This is a genomic window from Afipia massiliensis, assembly GCF_014203115.1.
GTDB lineage: Bacteria > Pseudomonadota > Alphaproteobacteria > Rhizobiales > Xanthobacteraceae > Afipia > Afipia massiliensis.
The window spans coordinates 58,502-74,823 of sequence record NZ_JACHIJ010000010.1; the positions used below are offsets into that span (position 1 = coordinate 58,502).

The following is a 16,322-nucleotide window of genomic DNA, read 5'->3' on the forward strand; positions in this document are numbered from 1 at the left end:
GCGGTCCTGTTTCGCAGGACACCCCGCGCGATGAAGCTTCTTATCAGGTGAGGAATTTCTCATGTTTTCGTTGTTTCGTGCCGCGATTTGCGCGGCAGCCTTTGCTTCCTTTTTGGGAGTTGGATCGCTGTTGGCCCATGAGGGTCATGACCACGGCGCGCCGCCTCCGGCAGCAGTGATCGCCAATCTTGCGCCTCGCGCCGAAGCGGTCTCGGAACTCTATGAGCTGGTCGCAACCGCCCGTGCCGGTGAACTCGTCATCTATCTCGACCGGTCTGCAACCAACGAACAGGTGGACGGCGCGACGATTGAAGTCGAAACGCCGGCAGGCCCAGAACCCGCACGCGCCATGGCCACCGAGCCTTACCGGCTCACCGCGCCATGGTCCGCCAAACCGGGCTCTTATGACCTGATCTTCACGGTCAGCAAGGACGGCATCGCCGATTTGCTGCCCGTTACGCTCACAATCCCGCCGGACGGTTTGAACGGAAATGCCGGAACGTCCTCGGGACTCTCCATACCGGCGATGGCAGGCGAAATTCGGGAGCTGTCATCTCGCAATGTCCCGACCGCGTTGATGGCGGGCCTCGGCGGCTTTGCAGCGGGAATAGTCGTCATGACGTTGATGTGGCGAAGGAGCCGGCCCGCGATGATCCTCATCCTTGCCGGGATGCTCGCCGTGTTCAACGGTGGAGCGCGCGCCCATGAGGGTGAGGACCATGGTACGCCGGCAACGTCGGCTCCGACGGTGCGCGACCTAGCGCAGCGGCTGCCCGACGGCAGCGTATTCGTGCCCAAGAGCACGCAGCGAATTCTGGCCATCCGCACCACCAAAATCGAATCGGCCGCACATCGCAGCGTCGTCGAACTGCCCGGCCGGATCATCCCCGATCCGAATGCCAGCGGATTTGTTCAATCGTCGATCGGAGGTCGTCTTTCGCCTCCGCCGAACGGCTTTCCGCGGCTGGGGACCCCCGTCAAAAAAGGCGATGTTCTCGCCTATATGACGCCGCCGCTGCAGGCCATCGACGCCTCCGATATGCGCCAGCGCCAAGGCGAACTGGACCAGCAGATTTCCATCGTGGAGCGCCGGCTGGCGCGGTACGAAGCCCTTGTACCGAGTGGAGCAATTGCTCGCACTCAGCTCGAGGACACCCGCACCGAGCTGCAGGGACTGAAAGACAGGCGAGGCTCACTCGACAAGTCGCGCCGCGAACCCGAAGAATTGATCGCGCCGGTAGACGGCATCGTGGCCGAAGGCACTGTCGTCGCGGGCCAGATGGCCCAATCGAATGCGGTCATCTTCCATATCGTCGATCCCACCCGTCTGTGGGTAGAGGCGCTCAGCTTCGATACACTTCCCGGAGTCCAGAGCGCGGTGGCCCGGCTGAACAACGACAGGACCTATCCGCTCGCCTTCCGCGGCGCAGGCTTCGCCGGACGCAATCAGTCGATCCCGGTTCAATTCGCGGTGCAGGGCGACGTCGCGGGCCTTCGCGCCGGACAGTTCGTCACCGTGCTCGCCACCACGGATGAGGAAAAGACCGGCTTTGCGATTCCCCGGGCAGCGCTCGTGCGCAATGCCAACGGCCAGGATGTGGTCTACGAGCATGTCGCGGCTGAACGATTCGAGCCGCGCCCGGTGCGGGTCGAACCGCTCGACGGCGATCGCGTCTTCATTGCCACAGGGCTCGCTGCGGGAAAGCGCCTTGTCGTTCAGGGCGCCGAACTGCTTGGCCAGGTACGCTGAGGGGGACATCAGATGTTTCGCTTTCTCGTCACACAGTCGCTGCGCAATCGCCTCATGGTGCTGGCGGCCTCGCTTGTTCTGGTGCTGCTCGGAATATTCAGCGCCAGCCGGCTCCCGGTCGACGTTTTTCCCGACCTCAACAAGCCGACCGTCACCATCATGACCGAATCCGAGGGTTTGGCGCCTCCGGAAGTCGAGCAGCTCGTCAGCTTTCCCATTGAAACCCAAATGAACGGCGTTCCGGGGGTGACGCGAGTGCGCTCCGTTTCCGGCGTAGGGCTCTCGATTGTGTATGTCGAGTTCGACTGGGGAACCGACATCTATCGCAACCGCCAGCAGATCGCCGAGCGGCTTTCTCTGGTCAGAGCGCAGTTGCCTTCGAACACCGTGCCGCAAATCGGGCCGATCAGCTCGATCATGGGGCAGATCGTGCTCGTCGCGATGACCAGCGACAAGGCGTCCGCGATGGAAGTCCGCGAAGCCGCCGACTTTACCGTTCGCCCCCGCCTGCTGACGATCCCGGGCGTCGCTCAGGTCATCCCCATCGGCGGCGAGGTCCGTCAGTATCGCGTTGCGCCGAATCCGCCCGCGCTGCGCAGCCTCGGCGTCACCTACGAGCAGGTCGAACAGGCGCTAACCCAGTTCGGCGTCAACACCGGTGGGGGGTTCACCGACCAGCACGCGCGCGAATACCTGATAAGGAATATCGGACGAACCACCAATCTGGATGACCTTCGCGGCGTGGTCGTGGCGCAGGTGAATGGCGGGCCGGTGTTTCTGCGCCAGGTTGCGACGGTCGAATTCGCACCCAAGGTGAAGCGCGGCGAAGCCGGTTTCATGGGCAAGCCGGCCGTTATCGTATCCGTCGAGAAGCAGCCCAACGTCGATACGATCAAAGTGACACGCGAGATCGAGCGGGCTCTGAAGGAGATCACGGCGTCGCTCCCGCAGGGCATCAAGGCCGACCAGATCGTGTTCCGCCAGGCCGACTTCATCGAGACGTCGATCCGCAACGTCGAACAGGTGCTGATGGAGGCCGGCCTCGTCGTCGCCGTCGTGCTGTTCGCATTCCTCCTGAACTGGCGAACCACGGTCATCTCGCTGACCGCGATCCCGGTATCGATCCTGGCCACGGCCACGATCTTCTACTTCGCTGGGTTGTCCATCAACACCATGACGCTGGGCGGTCTCGCCATCGCTCTCGGCGAGCTGGTCGACGACGCCGTGGTCGATGTGGAGAACATCTTCAGGCGTCTGCGCGAGAATCGGGCTCTGGAACACCCGCGATCGGTCTTCGATGTGATCGTATCGGCCTCGCAGGAGGTCAGGTCCGGCATCGTCTATGCGACAGCGATCATCGTGCTGGTGTTCGTGCCGCTGTTCGCGCTGTCGGGAATCGAGGGCCGCCTGTTCGCCCCGCTCGGCCAAGCCTACATCATCTCGATCCTCGCCAGCCTCGCGGTCTCGATCACGCTGACGCCGGTGATGGCCTACTACATGCTGCCGCAGCTGAAACGCCTCGATCATGGCGACAGTGCGCTGGTGCGCCTGCTCAAGCGGGGCAACGCTGCGCTACTCGAACGGGCCTTTCGCCACCAGCGAGCTTTGATGGTCATAACGTTCCTCGCCGTCACGACAGCAGGGTTCGCCGCGTTTCTTCTCCCTCGCGCCTTCCTACCGCCGTTCAACGAAGGCACGCTCACCATCAATATGCTGTTCAATCCGGGCATCTCACTCGCTGAATCCAGTCGCGTCGGCCTTATTGCTGAGCGCCTCATTATGGAGGTGCCCGAGGTCAAGACGGTCGGGCGACGGACCGGGCGGGCCGAACTGGATGAGCACGCCGAGGGCGTGCATTCGTCGGAAATCGACGTCGACCTCAGTAAATCATCGCGGAGCAAGGTGGATGTGATCGCGGAGATCCGCTCGCGCCTTGCGGTTCTTCCGGCCTCGATCAATGTCGGCCAGCCGATCTCCCATCGACTCGATCATCTGTTGTCCGGGGTCCGTGCCGAGGTTGCGCTGAAGATCTTCGGCGATGATCTGGACGCGCTGCGCGCCGCCGCGGAAGTGATCCGGACCCGGCTGGCAGCCATCCCCGGGCTTGCCGATCTTCAGGTTGAAAAGCAGGTGCTGATCCCGCAGCTCGAAATCCGTGTCGATTACGGCCGCGCCGCGCTCTATGGCGTGCAGCCTGCAACCGTCGTCGAGCAGCTCAGCCGGCTTTCGAACGGGCGGGTGGTGTCGCGCGTCGTCGACGGCTACCGCAGGTTCGATGTCACCATGCGGCTGCCGGACCGGCTTCGGACCACGCAAAGACTGGGCGATCTGCTGATCGAAACGCCGAGCGGGTGGATTCCGGCGAGGCAGATTGCCGACATCAAGGAGACCGAGGGGCCGAACCAGATCCTGCGCGAGAACGGTCGCCGCCGGCTGGTCGTACTGGCCAATACCAACGGCACCGCCGACATGGCGCAAATCGTCGAATCCATCAGGCAGGTGCTGGCCTCGACAAAGCTGCCGGAGGGTTTTTACACGCGCCTCGAAGGCACTTTCCAGGCGCAGGAGGAAGCGAGCCGGACGATCGGGATACTCTCGCTGCTGTCGCTGTCGCTGGTTTTCGCCATTCTCTACAATCGCTATCGATCGGTGCTGTTCGCCCTGATCGTGATGGGCAATGTGCCTCTCGCCCTGATCGGGGCGGTGATCGCGCTCTGGTGGACGGGTCAACCGCTCTCGGTCGCGTCCATGGTTGGATTCATCACGCTGACCGGTATCGCGGCTCGCAACGGAATTCTGAAGATTAGCCACTACATCAACCTGGCGCTGCAGGAGGGAATGCCGTTCGGGCGGGATCTCGTGATCCGCGGCAGTCTCGAGCGGCTTACCCCGGTGCTGATGACGGCGCTGGCGGCGGGCGTCGCGCTCGTACCACTCCTCATCGACGCGGCAACGCCCGGTAAGGAAATCCTTCATCCCGTTGCCGTCACGATATTCGGCGGCCTCATCAGCGCGACGCTGCTCGATACGTTTCTCACGCCTGTTCTGTTCCTGAGGTACGGAGAAAAGCATCTCGAACGCTTGCGGCGGGATGCCGCTTCCATGGGCTCCGCTCATGGAACCTCGTCAGCCGAAGCCTTTTGATCACAGCAACGGAGAATGGAAATGTACGCAAGATGGTTATTGGTCGGATCCCTGCTCATCTCGGTTGGATCCGCATGGGCCCATGACGCCAAGGGCAAGCATGGCGGCCGCGTCACCGACGCGGGATCATACCATGTCGAGATGGTCCTGAAATCCGACACCGTCGGTGTGTTCATCAGCGACGCCAGCGAGAAACCTGTGACGATATCGGGATTCAAGGGAACGGCCATTCTCGTTGTCGACGGCAAATCCCAGCGGATCGTGCTGGCGCCCGTAGACGGCACGCGCCTTTCCGGCAGTGCGACGGCCGCGTTGCCAAACCAGCTCAAAGGGGTTGTGCAACTGACGGGTCCCGACGGCAAAACCATTCAGGCGAAATTCGACTGAGATGAAACCGGCCGACTATCAAGTCAGCACCGGTACGAACCAGACACCAAACGCGAAGGAGTTAAGAGATGATGAATTGGACCAAGAGCGGAATCGTACTGGTCGCCGCAACACTGCTTTCAGCAGGTGGCTGGGCAGGCGAAGGGCCATCCGGGCACAGCCACAGCGCAACATTCTCCGCCGGCGAGCCGGGCAATCCGAAGAAGCCCGCAAAGATCGTTCAGGTGACGATGGGAGAGTCGGACGGAAAGATGGTGTTCGTTCCGATGCGGCTTGAGATCAAGAAGGGCGACCAGATCAAATTCGTGCTGCGAAACAACGGCGAGCTCGAGCACGAATTCGTCCTGGCAAGCACCGCAGACAATCTCAAGCACGCCGAAGAGATGAAGAAGCACCCTGACATGGCGCATGAGGAACCGAACGGAAGACAACTCGCTCCGAAGAAGACCAGCGAGATCGTCTGGAAGTTCACCAAGGCCGGCGAGTTCGAATATGCCTGCCTGATCCCCGGTCACCGCGAGGCGGGAATGACCGGGACGATCGTCGTCAAGTGAGGCTTTCCAAGCACGGAGGGTAAACCGAGCGGACGTGGTTAACTGCGAACAACGCAACGCACTGAGAAGTCACGGATATTGACCTGGGTCAAAGGCTCCTCGCCGATGCGAAGTATGGTATCAAACAGGGCTGGGTGGTTGCCGCGGCCCAGAACGAAGGCAGGTAGCTAAGTTCATGCGACTTTTCCGCGCTATCCTGGCACTCGCGATTGCCGCTTCTCTGGCCCTGCTGCCGATGGGCGCGCCGGCCGTTGCCGGCACGCGCAGCGCGCGGTGACCGACCAGGTGCAGTTCCCGGCGGGTTATTACGTAGTCTGGAGCGGCCAGTTCGAATACATGCAGCGCGCGGCGGCGCGCCTGAAGATCGTCGTACCTGTCACCCTGACGATCATCTTCCTGCTGCTGTACCTGAACTTCAGGTCCATCACGGAAACCCTGATTGTCATGCTGTCCCTGCCGTTCGCGTTGGTGGGCGGTCTTTGGATGATGTGGTGGCTCGGCTTCAATCTGTCGGTCGCCGTGGTCGTCGGATTCATCGCGCTGGCGGGCGTCGCCGCCGAGACAGGTGTGATCATGCTGATCTACCTCAACCATGCCTTGGCAGCGATGAGAGCGAAGCGCAGCGCGGAGGGCCGCGCTTTCACGCGACAGGATCTCCACGAAGCCATCATTGAGGGTGCAGTCGAGCGAGTCCGGCCCAAAATGATCACCGTGGTGGCCATCATGGCCGGCTTGCTGCCGATCATGTAAATACCGGCACCGGGTCCGAGATCATGCAACGCATTGCGGTGCCGATGATCGGCGGCATGATCTCCTCGACCTTGCTGACGCTGATCGTGATACCGGCCATCTTCGGTCTGGTGAAAGGGCGGGGCCTGCATCAAGGCGAGGAATCGACTGATCGGCTGTGGGAGGACGACAAGAGCGACAGCCCAAAGGCAGCATGACTCGAACATCTTCAAAGAGCGGGACGATCAGAGTGGCGGAGGACCCCGTATGAGAGTCAAGGAGACAAAGATGGTAGAGAGCGCGTATTGGATGACACGCCGATCGCTCGTCGGACTGATGGCCGCAGCGGCCTTGGGAGTACCCGCCGCCGTGGCGTTTGCGGACGACACGATGGTTGTCGTGCACAAGGATCCGAACTGCGGTTGCTGTTCGAGTTGGGTACAACACCTTCGGGACGCCGGATTTGCGGTGCGGGTCGAGGAGGCCGCCGACTTGAAGACCGTGCGAGCCCGTCTTGGCATCCCGGCGACCCTGGCTGCGTGCCACACCGCGGAGGTCGCCGGCTATATGCTTGAGGGGCACGTGCCAGCGGAGGCCGTCCGGCGGCTGCTGTCCGAGCGACCGAAAGCGAAAGGCATCGCCGTGCCGGGCATGCCGATCGGATCCCCCGGCATGGAGGGTGGGCAGCCGCAATCCTTTACGGTCGTGCTGTTCGGGCCGGACGGCTCAAGGCCTTTCATGCGCTTCATCGGCAAGCAGTCGGTCGGCTGATCTCTTCGGCGCAAGCCACCGCTGGCATGTGAAAATCGATGTGGGAGTCCGGCCGCTCGACCAGGTGCGGCTTGATGCGTTCGGCGCCGAGCCGCGCTCGAAAACGACGATGCCGCGCATCGTGAATTTGCCAACCGAAAGATCAATTGGCCTGCCCGTGTCGGCCGATGAGGTACAATTCACGGCCCGTGCGACGCTCAGGTGAGGTTTCTCGCACACCAAGCTTCCGAGGCAATAGGAAGCTCAGAGAGTGGGGCCTTGCTCCCATAACCATTCCGCCCCGCGATCACTTTGCTGCCCGAAAATTTCTTGGAGCCACAACGAAGGCTGAAACGGCCCGCCCGCGACGCATGTAGGTCGCGAGCAGATTGCTATTACGTTCCGATTTATTTCGGCCCGATATGGTGGGGCTCACGCGGGCCGCCGCTGTAGTGATGGCTACCGCTGGGTCCAGATTTTCCGGTTTTTGCGCCGGTACCCTTCTTGCCCATGTGATGGGACTCGGTCTTGGGTCCGCCGCTATAGTGGTGGCCGTTCTTTTCAGTGTCGGTCTTCTTGGTCTGAGCGATTGCGGGCAGCGCGATGAGCGAAAGAGCGGTAGTCGCAATCAGTAGGCTTCGGGTAATCATATCTGTTTTCTCCAGGTTGGGATGGTGCGAATAAAACAGACCGGCCAAATCGCAAATTGACCTAGATCAAAAAAGGCTGCGATTGCCTGCCGCCCCAGTTGGAGATGAGGTGCCGCTCAACCTCGGCAACGCCGGTGCGCTCGTCGACTTGTCAGGCGCTGCCATGGTAGCATCCCCCGCCGCGCGAGGGGTTGGCCAAGTCAATTCAGGTTGCCGTGCTTAAGGTGCCGGTCAGTTATGCGCAAGCAGTCGCAACAATGGCTGACCTTAAGCATGACGTGGCGACCAGCGGCCGCCACTCGGTCAAGAGGTTAGCGTGCGCTTGTGTGTCCAGTCCGCGGATCCATGGAGAACTCCTCAAGCTCGGCATCGAGATCGGACAGACCAGCGTGGCCAAGTACATGGCCAAGCGAAGAGACCCGCCATCCCAAGGCTGGAAGACCTTCCTTCACAATCAAACCGACGGCATCGCCGCGATGGATCTGTTCGTCGTACCGACAATCTCATTTCGTCTGCTCTACGGCTTGCTGATCATGAGGCATGGCCGACGACAGATCTTATGGTTCGGCGTCACAGCACATCCGACCGCAGAATGGATCGCAAATCAGTTCACGGAAGCCTGCGGCTGGCGACGTCTTCATCCGAAGACTTCGATCGATGGGCATTCGCGATCGACCAACGTCGCCGCGCTCCCCTTGGCAAAATGGATATGCTGAAAGGCTGATCGGTTCGGTCCGACGGGAGTGCCTTGACCACGTTGTTGTGCTCGGGGAGCGCCATCTCAGTCACTTACTGCTGTCGTACATGAAATATTACAATGGGGCCCGCACGCATCTATCCCTAAAGAAAGATGCACTGGTCTCGCGCGCCGTCGATCGCGCTGGGCACATTCTTTGTCGCCCAATCTTGGGCGGACTGTGACCGGCACCACTGAGTGGTCCGTTTGGAATGTTAGTTTAGGGATTGCTTGAAGCTGCCCCGTTTTGTGGTCCAGGTTCTAGGCAATTTCTCGGGATAGATGGAAACCAGGGATACAGTTAGATCAAGAACCAGCGGTCGTTATTCGTGAGCCGGGGTCGGCCACGGATCCTGCGCCGCAAAACGATCAACTGATGCCGAAGCGCCGCATTCTCAGCCTCAAGCCGCCTCTTCGACTTGAATCGCGAGACAAATATGGCCAGAATGAAACGCAGCAGTCCGATCATTCCGCCAACGTACGCAATTCCGTCACCTCATCAACGCGGATAAGGTTTTCGGTACACACAGGTCAGATCGACTTCGTCATGTACCCCATCCACGGCCAATAGGTCAGCGCAAAGACGACCAGCAGCAGCATGGCGACCAGCGTGATGGCCAGCCCGGTGCGGATGAAGTCGCGCGCCTCGAAGGTGTCAGTGCCGTAAGCGATCATGTTCTGCGGCGCGTTCACCGGCAGGATGAAGCCGAAGCTGACGACGAACTGCAGTAGCATGGTCATGCCGATCACGTTGATACCCGGCGTGCTCACGGCTCCCAGCACGCTGATGATGATCGGGATCATGGTCGAAGCGAGCGCCGTCGCGCTGGCGAAGCCAAGGTGGATGAAGATCAAGAACAGCGACATGACCATCAGGATCGCGAAGGCGCTGGCGTTCTGCAGGCCAAGGTTCTCGACGATCAGGCCGCGCCAACCAGGCGGCGGCCTCAGTTCTCAGCAGGGCGGAGCCGACGCTGATGCCGACGGCGAAGAGCACCACCGTGCCCCACGGAAAGCCGCGCTGCGATTCCTTCCAGTCCATCACGCCAATGCGCGGCAGCAGCAGCAGCGCGATCGCCGCGATGGTCGTCGACGACGTATCGAAGTCGTGCAGCACCTTCTCGGTCGACCAGAAGCCGAGCAGCGCGAGCACCAGGATCAGGAGCTTCCATTCCCGGCCGCTCATCGGTCCGATCGCCTCCAGCTGCGCGCGGATGGTGTCGTGGCCGCCGGCGATCTCGCTCATCTCCGGCTTCAACATGCGGGTCATGATGAAGTAGAGCGCCACGCTCAGCAGGGCCGAGAAGGGTGCGCCGGCGATGAACCACTCGGTCCAGGTGATGGTGGTACCGAACTGCTTCTCCAGGAAGCCCACGGCCACCATGTTCTGCGCCGCCGCTGTCTTGATGCCGACGTTCCACACGCTCGCCGTCTGTGCGGCGGTGATGACAAGCAAGGCGGCGAAGCGGCTGCGCTTGTCGACCTTGAAGGCGAGGATGAAGCCCATCATGATGGGCATCAGGCAGGCCACCCGCGCGGTGGTGCTCGGCACGATGAACGACAACAGGAAGCCCACCACCATGGCGCCGATGACGATGTGGTTGGTGCGCGCTTGCACTTTGGATAGCACCACCAGCGCGATGCGCCGGTCCAGCCCGGTGGCCGTCATCGCCGCAGCGATGAAGCAGGCCGCCGCCACCAGCGCCACGGCACTGCTGGAAAAGCCCGACAGCGCCAGGCCCAGCGCGGCGCTGGTGCCCATGTCGGCGCTGCCGGGCTTGGCGGCATCGGGCACGTAGGCCAGCAAGAAAATCATCAGCGTGCCGATGACTACGGCGCTCACGGCGTAGTCGAGCGCCTCGGTCATCCACACGATCACCGCGAAGGCGAGGATGGCGAGCATCACCTGCCCCGCCGCCGGCAGGCCCGCTGCGCCCGGCAACCAGGTGATAACGAGCAGCGCCACAAACGCGGCGATGAGGCCGGCCCGCTTCACGGTGGAAGCGGGCGTGGCAGGCGATGCGGTGGCGGCTGGAGCGTTCATGGGGCTCTTTTTGTGCGACTTGAAATCTACGAGGGCAGAGCCTCGTCCGAGTTGATGAAAATCAAGCAACGAGGCGCGCGCCTCGCCGGCTGTTCAGGTACGCAACACCAGCGCTCCCCGCGCGCAGCGCCAGCTTGCGCAGTTCGCCGACCCACAGCACGGTGCTGCCCATGGCCAGGCAGACGGCCCATTGCGCAGGCGCCAGGGGCACCGTGCCGAACGCCACGTTGAGCAGGCCGACGTGAACCACCGCCACCTGCAGGACGAGCGACAGAGCGATGGCGCCCCAGAGCCAGGAATTGACGAATAGGTGGTGGAAGGCGCTGGTGGTTTCGGAGCGCGCATTGAAGCAGTTGAACAGCTGCGCGAATACGAGCACCGTGAAGCCGGCGGTGCGGGCGTTGTCGAGGCCTTGCGACCCCTCGATCAGCCCGCCTGGCAGGTACAGGTCAATGGTGAGTAGCGTCGCCAGCGCCATCACCAGGCCGATCCAGACCACGCCCCACCACATGCGGGCGTCGATCGCGCGCTCGGTGGGCTTTCTCGGCTTGCGGGCCATGACGTCCTCGGTCTCCGGGTCGATGCCCATCGCGAGTGCCGGGCCGGAGTCGGTAATGAGGTTGATCCACAGGATCTGCGTTGCCAGCAAGGGCAGCACCACGGCTTCACCGCCGTCGGCGAGGCCGATCACGCTGGCGCCGACGACGCCGAGGAAGACGGTCAGCACCTCGCCCATGTTGGACGACAGCAGGTAGCGCAAGAACTTGCGGATGTTGTCGAAGATGCCGCGGCCTTCGCGTACCGCCTCGACGATGGTGGCAAAGTTGTCGTCGGCGAGGATCATCTTGGCCGCCTGCTTGGTCACCTCGGTGCCGGTGACGCCCATCGCCACGCCGATGTCGGCGGACTTCAGCGCCGGCGCATCGTTGACGCCGTCGCCGGTCATCGCGACGATATTACCGTCGGCCTGCAGCGCATCGACGATGCGCAGCTTGTGAACCGGCGCCACGCGGGCGTAGACCGAGGTCACGCGCACCGCCGCGGCGAGGCTGGAATCGTCGAGTTCATCGAGCTCTGCCCCGGTCAGCGCCTTCGCGCCCGGCTCAACGATGCCGAGGTCGGCGGCGATGCGCGCCGCCGTGCGCGGGTGGTCGCCGGTGATCATCATCACGCGGATCCCGGCCCGGTTGGCCTCGCGGATCGCCACCGCAGCCTCGGGGCGCGGCGGGTCGATGATGCCGACCGTGCCGACGAAGATCAGGTCGCGCTCCAGGTCGGGCGAAGCCTTGGTACGCTCGCCAGGAGCCAGCGGGCGGTAGGCGACCGCGAGCGTGCGCAAGGCGTCGTCGGTGAGCCGGGCCACGGCGGCGAGCGCGCGCGATCGCAGTTCGTCGTTGAGGTCCACCACATCCATGCCGATGCGTGCACGCGTGCAGTGTTCGAGCAGTACGTCGGGGGCGCCCTTCGTGATGACGACGATCTCGCCGCCGTGCTCGCGGTCGCGTTCGATGGTCGACATCATCTTGCGGTCCGACGTGAACGGGATCTCGCCGATGCGTTCGAAGCGATGCTCGCGTCGCTCGGTCGCACCGAGCTTGCGCTCGGCGACTAGGAAGGCCGCTTCGGTGGGGTCGCCCTGGATCTCCCATCGGCCATCGTTTGCCTGGCGCAAGTCGGCGTCGCCCGCCAGGCTGCCGCCGCTGAGCACCACGATCTGCTCGTTCAGCAACGCGCCCGGCTCGATCTCTGCGCCCTCGAATTCGACCTTGCCCTCGGGAGCGTAGCCCACGCCGGTGACGAGCGTGTCGCCGGAGGCCGTCACGACGCGCTGGATCGTCATCTCGGATCGTGTCAGCGTGCCGGTCTTGTCGGAGCAGATCACAGAAGCGGAGCCCAAGGTCTCGACCGACGACAGTTTCTTCACGATGGCCTGCCGCTTGGCCATGCGTTGCACGCCCATCGCGAGCACCACCGACAGGATCGCCGGCAACCCCTCGGGCACCGCAGCCACAGCCAGCGACACGCCGAGCAGCAGCACGGTGATCAGGTCAGACGGGCCGCGGATGTCCGACATCAGGAGGATCGTTGCGACCACGACGACGGCAATGATGACGACGGCGATGCCGAGCATGCGGCCGATGCGGCCGACCTCCTTCTGCAATGGCGTGGGCTCTTCAACGGTGGCATCGAGCATGCTGGCAATCGACCCCATCTCGGTCGCCATGCCGGTCGCGGTGACGACTGCGCGGCCGGTGCCCTGTGCTACCGCCGTGCCTTTGAACACCATGTCGAGCCGGTCGCCGAGCGGCGTCGGCATCAGCAGGGTGGCGGGGTCCTTCAGCACCGCCTCGCTTTCGCCGGTGAGCGAAGCCTCCTGGATACGCAGTGCAGCGGCCCGTACTAACCGCGCATCGGCGCCGACGAGGTCGCCTTCGCCTAGCACCAGCACGTCGCCGACGACGAGTTCGGCGCTCGGAATGCGCAGCAGCCCCCCATTGCGCAAGACGGAGCACGTTGCGGCGGTCATGCTGGCGAGCGCGGCTACCGCGTTCTCGGCCTTGGCTTCCTGCGCATAGCCGAGCCCGCCGTTCAAGACGATGACCAATGCGATCACGATCGCATCCACCGGCCAGCCATGCCTGCCTTCGATCAGCCACGCAGCGAGGGCGATGGCCACTGCGGCCAGCAACAGGTAGATCAGCGGATCCTGGAACTGGCGGAGGACGCGGCGCCAGGTGGGTTCGCGCGGGGCCGCACGCAGCTCGTTGGCACCATCGCTTGCGAGGCGGGCAGCGGCCTCATCCGTCCCGAGCCCGCTTTCGAGGTCAGTGCCCAGTGTCCGGGCCACCGCTTCGGCATCGAGGAGCGAAGGGTCTTCGAGTTTCGTGTCGACCGTCATGGCAGCGATCCTGCCGCAGTTCTTAACTCATCACAAGCACAGGCGGCCGCCGGATAGGTCAGGCGCACATGACGACGCTCAGTGAAGAGAGTGCCATGGTCGCAGCGGCGCCCCGCCACTGCTCTTGTTCCCTGTGTGTACCGAAAACCCTATCCGCGTTGATGACGTGACGGAATCACCTAAGCTGGCGGAATGATCGGGCTACTGTGTTTCGTCTTGGCCTCGCCATTCAAGTCGAAGATCCGGCTTGAGGCTGAGAATGCCGCGCTCCGATATCGGTTGATTGTTTTGCGGCGCAAGCTGCGTGGCCGCGTCCAACCCGCAAACAACGATCGCTGGCTCTTCGTCCAGCTATATCGCTGGTTTCCATCGATCCTAAAGGTCCTCACGATCATCCGTCCCGACCTTCCTGACGCCCTCGACGCAGGCCTCGAACGAACTGACGTCCCATTTAAAGACGGGAATGCCGGTGTGTGTATCGAAAACCTTATCCGCGTTGATGACGTGATGGAATCGCCTAAGCTGGCGGAATGATCGGGCTGCTCTGTTTCGTTCTGACCGTCCTAGCCTCGCCGTTCAAGTCGAAGTTGCGGCTTGAAGCTGAGAACGCGGTGCTTCGACATCAGTTGATTATCTTGAGGCGTAAGTTGCATGGCCGCGTTCGGCTCACGAACCATGATCGCTGGTTCTTTATCCAGCTGTATCGCTGGTGTCCGTCAATCCTGAAGGTCTTCACAATCATCCGGCCCGAGACGCTCGTGCGTTGGCACAGGGCTGGCTTTCGCTGCTACTGGCGGTGGAAGTCACGATCACTGGGAGGACGGCTGCAGATCGAGACGGACCTGCGCACGCTAATCCGGCGGATGAGCGTCGAGAACCCGCTTTGGGGCGCGCCGCGCATCCACGGCGAACTGCTCAAGCTCGGGTTTGCGGTCGCGCAGTCAAGTATCGCCAAGTACATGATCAAGCGGCGGGGGCCGCCCAGTCAAGGATGGCGCACCTTTCTGCGCAATCATGCCCCAGATATCGCCGCCATGGACTTGTTCGTTGTTCCGACTATCGGCTTCGACCTGCTTCTCTAATCGGCCGTTCAAGGTCAAGCGCTTTCAAACTATCCACCACGACAGCGTCGATGTCGCTTACGGGCTCGTGCTTCTCTTCGGAATCGGCACCAAGGCCCTTTCAACATGGGATTCGAGGACGAGGGGAACAATCTCTATGGCGGCCTTGCCGTCAGACGAACGACAGGTCCAAGCAGGTCGACGAACTCAGCTCATCCATCGTCCCGAGAGGGACATCACTCCACCGCTCGGTGGAACTCAAGTTTTCTCCTGGTGCATTTGATCCTGCACGGCTCTCATACCGCTGCGACTTCCCGGGTCCACCGGAACTCGGTGCCGTCAACCCATATACGGTGCATGATCATGGCCAACCGACGCGCCAGCGCTACGATCGCCTTTTTCATCCCGCGGTGCTTGGCGATCTTCATCGCCCAGGCCTTGAGCCAGGACCATTTTACCGAACGGAGCAGCATGACCTGGGCTGCTTCGTAGAGCATCATCCGCATCATCTCGTCTCCGCATCGTGATATCGCGCCGGTTCGGTTGATCTCGCCCGATTGATGCTTGGACGGCGTCAGTCCAAACACCGCCCCGACCGCCTTGGAGTTCCTGAAACGGGCGGACACATCGACGGTGACGCGATAGGTCAACGCGACCACGGGGCCGACACCGGGGATCGACATTAGGCGCCGGCACACATCATCGTCCCGGACGATGGTCAGCAAGCGACGGTGCAGGATACCGATCTGCTCGCGAAGCACCCGCCGGACAATGAGCAGCGGCTCGACCAGCACAACCAGGTCGGGAAGGTTCGCAACAAGCTCCTGGATGCGCGCCTCGAACTTCACCGTTCCCACCATGCCCACCTTGAGACCGAAGTTGCGTAAACTGGCGCGCAGGTCGTTCTCGATGGCGATGGTCTTCGACTGAAGCAGCTTACGATGCATCAGCAGCGTTCGCAGCTTCTGGCTGCGTAACGTCTTCACATGCACCGGGCGATAAAGCCCCGCCCGCATCATCTGCGCGATACCGCGCGCGTCATTGCGGTCCGTCTTGTTGATCTGCGCCTTCAACACCGCCCTCATGTGCCGCGTCTCAACACAGATCACCGGCAAGCTTGCTTCGAGAGCGCTGAAGAGCCATTGCGACAGCGGCCCGGCTTCCAATCCAATCCGCTTGAAGTGATAGGCGGGGTTCGTTAGCACCGCCAGCAACGCCTCGGGTTCGCTCGTCACCTTCACTTCCCGCACGATCCTGCCCGTATCATCCACAATGCAGACGCTCGTCTCCTTGACTGAAACGTCTAGTCCAGCAAAATGCTCCATGATGCGCTTCTCCTTCTGATGCTTGAGGCCGTTGCAACGGACCTCGTTTTCACCATCAGCCTGAGCGCAGCACCTCAAATCTTCAGCTATCCACAAGCTGGCCGGCCGATTACCCCATCTCTATGCCTTCGTCATCGTTCGGCTCGACCGCAGAGACCTCGTCTGGATCAACGTCACAACAAACCCGACAGCTGAATGGATTGCACACCAGCTAACCGAGGCCTTTCCTTGGGACGAGGCTCCGCGCTACCTCATCCGCGATCGGGATCGGATCTATGGCACCGTCGTCACAC

13 protein-coding genes and 2 pseudogenes are annotated in these 16,322 nt (G+C 62.3%); 10 read left to right on the forward strand and 5 right to left on the reverse strand.

Features of this window, described 5'->3' with window-relative positions; all coding sequences use genetic code 11:
- Window positions 1-61: 61 nt before the first annotated feature.
- From HNQ36_RS24560 to HNQ36_RS24585, 6 genes and pseudogenes are all read left to right on the forward strand, one after another.
- The gene (locus tag HNQ36_RS24560; RefSeq protein ID WP_184090191.1) at window positions 62-1,750 is read left to right on the forward strand and encodes an efflux RND transporter periplasmic adaptor subunit; all 1,689 of its coding nucleotides are present in this window, start codon (window positions 62-64) and stop codon (window positions 1,748-1,750) included.
- Between the two features lie 12 nt (window positions 1,751-1,762).
- On the forward strand, window positions 1,763-4,894 hold the full coding sequence (locus HNQ36_RS24565; RefSeq protein ID WP_184090195.1) for an efflux RND transporter permease subunit: 3,132 nt from the start codon (window positions 1,763-1,765) through the stop codon (window positions 4,892-4,894).
- 21 nt (window positions 4,895-4,915) lie between these two features.
- Complete coding sequence (locus HNQ36_RS24570) at window positions 4,916-5,281, forward strand: hypothetical protein (RefSeq protein ID WP_430641409.1); 366 nt, start codon at window positions 4,916-4,918, stop codon at window positions 5,279-5,281.
- A gap of 68 nt (window positions 5,282-5,349) precedes the next feature.
- A complete protein-coding gene (locus HNQ36_RS24575) occupies window positions 5,350-5,835 on the forward strand; it encodes a cupredoxin domain-containing protein (RefSeq protein ID WP_184090200.1) in 486 nt (161 codons plus the stop codon).
- A 261-nt stretch (window positions 5,836-6,096) separates the two neighbouring features.
- Window positions 6,097-6,782, forward strand: a pseudogene (locus HNQ36_RS24580) (efflux RND transporter permease subunit); the annotation flags it as partial.
- 70 nt (window positions 6,783-6,852) lie between these two features.
- A complete protein-coding gene (locus tag HNQ36_RS24585) occupies window positions 6,853-7,335 on the forward strand; it encodes a DUF411 domain-containing protein (protein WP_184090202.1) in 483 nt (160 codons plus the stop codon).
- A 386-nt stretch (window positions 7,336-7,721) separates the two neighbouring features.
- Here the strand turns inward: HNQ36_RS24585 and HNQ36_RS24595 are convergent, their stop codons facing one another.
- On the reverse strand, window positions 7,722-7,964 hold the full coding sequence (locus HNQ36_RS24595; protein WP_184090208.1) for a hypothetical protein: 243 nt from the start codon (window positions 7,962-7,964) through the stop codon (window positions 7,722-7,724).
- A gap of 191 nt (window positions 7,965-8,155) precedes the next feature.
- Between HNQ36_RS24595 and HNQ36_RS24600 the strand changes: the two genes are divergently transcribed.
- Both HNQ36_RS24600 and HNQ36_RS26700 read left to right on the forward strand, forming a co-directional pair.
- On the forward strand, window positions 8,156-8,680 hold the full coding sequence (locus tag HNQ36_RS24600) for a hypothetical protein (protein WP_184090211.1): 525 nt from the start codon (window positions 8,156-8,158) through the stop codon (window positions 8,678-8,680).
- Complete coding sequence (locus HNQ36_RS26700; RefSeq protein WP_184090214.1) at window positions 8,622-8,885, forward strand: integrase core domain-containing protein; 264 nt, start codon at window positions 8,622-8,624, stop codon at window positions 8,883-8,885. Before HNQ36_RS24600 ends, HNQ36_RS26700 begins: the two co-directional genes overlap by 59 nt.
- A 346-nt stretch (window positions 8,886-9,231) precedes the next feature.
- On the opposite strand, the gene HNQ36_RS26520 is transcribed toward HNQ36_RS26700, so the two are convergent.
- From HNQ36_RS26520 to HNQ36_RS24615, 3 genes and pseudogenes are all read right to left on the reverse strand, one after another.
- The gene (locus HNQ36_RS26520) at window positions 9,232-9,573 is read right to left on the reverse strand and encodes an anion permease (RefSeq protein ID WP_347340007.1); all 342 of its coding nucleotides are present in this window, start codon (window positions 9,571-9,573) and stop codon (window positions 9,232-9,234) included.
- A 115-nt stretch (window positions 9,574-9,688) separates the two neighbouring features.
- Window positions 9,689-10,744: pseudogene (locus tag HNQ36_RS24610) on the reverse strand (SLC13 family permease); the annotation flags it as partial.
- A 61-nt stretch (window positions 10,745-10,805) separates the two neighbouring features.
- Entirely contained in the window at window positions 10,806-13,643 is a 2,838-nt protein-coding gene (locus HNQ36_RS24615) for a cation-translocating P-type ATPase (protein ID WP_184090217.1), read from the reverse strand.
- A 192-nt stretch (window positions 13,644-13,835) separates the two neighbouring features.
- On the opposite strand from HNQ36_RS24615, the gene HNQ36_RS24620 reads away from it, so the two are divergent.
- A complete protein-coding gene (locus tag HNQ36_RS24620) occupies window positions 13,836-14,177 on the forward strand; it encodes a hypothetical protein (protein ID WP_184090219.1) in 342 nt (113 codons plus the stop codon).
- Entirely contained in the window at window positions 14,174-14,725 is a 552-nt protein-coding gene (locus HNQ36_RS24625) for a helix-turn-helix domain-containing protein (RefSeq protein ID WP_184090222.1), read from the forward strand. Before HNQ36_RS24620 ends, HNQ36_RS24625 begins: the two co-directional genes overlap by 4 nt.
- A gap of 275 nt (window positions 14,726-15,000) precedes the next feature.
- On the opposite strand, the gene HNQ36_RS24630 is transcribed toward HNQ36_RS24625, so the two are convergent.
- Window positions 15,001-16,029 carry an IS110 family RNA-guided transposase gene (locus HNQ36_RS24630; RefSeq protein ID WP_184090225.1) on the reverse strand — a complete coding sequence of 343 codons (1,029 nt, stop codon included), beginning with the start codon at window positions 16,027-16,029 and terminating at the stop codon, window positions 15,001-15,003.
- Window positions 16,030-16,322: the final 293 nt, after the last annotated feature.

Coding starts and splice junctions, on each gene's coding strand:
- HNQ36_RS24560 (WP_184090191.1), top strand. CDS start 62: ATGTTTTCGTTGTTTCGTGCCGCGATTTGCGCGGCAGCCTTTGCTTCC.
- HNQ36_RS24565 (WP_184090195.1), top strand. CDS start 1,763: ATGTTTCGCTTTCTCGTCACACAGTCGCTGCGCAATCGCCTCATGGTG.
- HNQ36_RS24570 (WP_430641409.1), top strand. CDS start 4,916: ATGTACGCAAGATGGTTATTGGTCGGATCCCTGCTCATCTCGGTTGGA.
- HNQ36_RS24575 (WP_184090200.1), top strand. CDS start 5,350: ATGATGAATTGGACCAAGAGCGGAATCGTACTGGTCGCCGCAACACTG.
- HNQ36_RS24585 (WP_184090202.1), top strand. CDS start 6,853: ATGGTAGAGAGCGCGTATTGGATGACACGCCGATCGCTCGTCGGACTG.
- HNQ36_RS24595 (WP_184090208.1), bottom strand. CDS start 7,964: ATGATTACCCGAAGCCTACTGATTGCGACTACCGCTCTTTCGCTCATC.
- HNQ36_RS26700 (WP_184090214.1), top strand. CDS start 8,622: ATGGGCATTCGCGATCGACCAACGTCGCCGCGCTCCCCTTGGCAAAAT.
- HNQ36_RS26520 (WP_347340007.1), bottom strand. CDS start 9,573: ATGGTCATGTCGCTGTTCTTGATCTTCATCCACCTTGGCTTCGCCAGC.
- HNQ36_RS24615 (WP_184090217.1), bottom strand. CDS start 13,643: ATGACGGTCGACACGAAACTCGAAGACCCTTCGCTCCTCGATGCCGAA.
- HNQ36_RS24620 (WP_184090219.1), top strand. CDS start 13,836: ATGATCGGGCTACTGTGTTTCGTCTTGGCCTCGCCATTCAAGTCGAAG.
- HNQ36_RS24625 (WP_184090222.1), top strand. CDS start 14,174: ATGATCGGGCTGCTCTGTTTCGTTCTGACCGTCCTAGCCTCGCCGTTC.
- HNQ36_RS24630 (WP_184090225.1), bottom strand. CDS start 16,029: ATGGAGCATTTTGCTGGACTAGACGTTTCAGTCAAGGAGACGAGCGTC.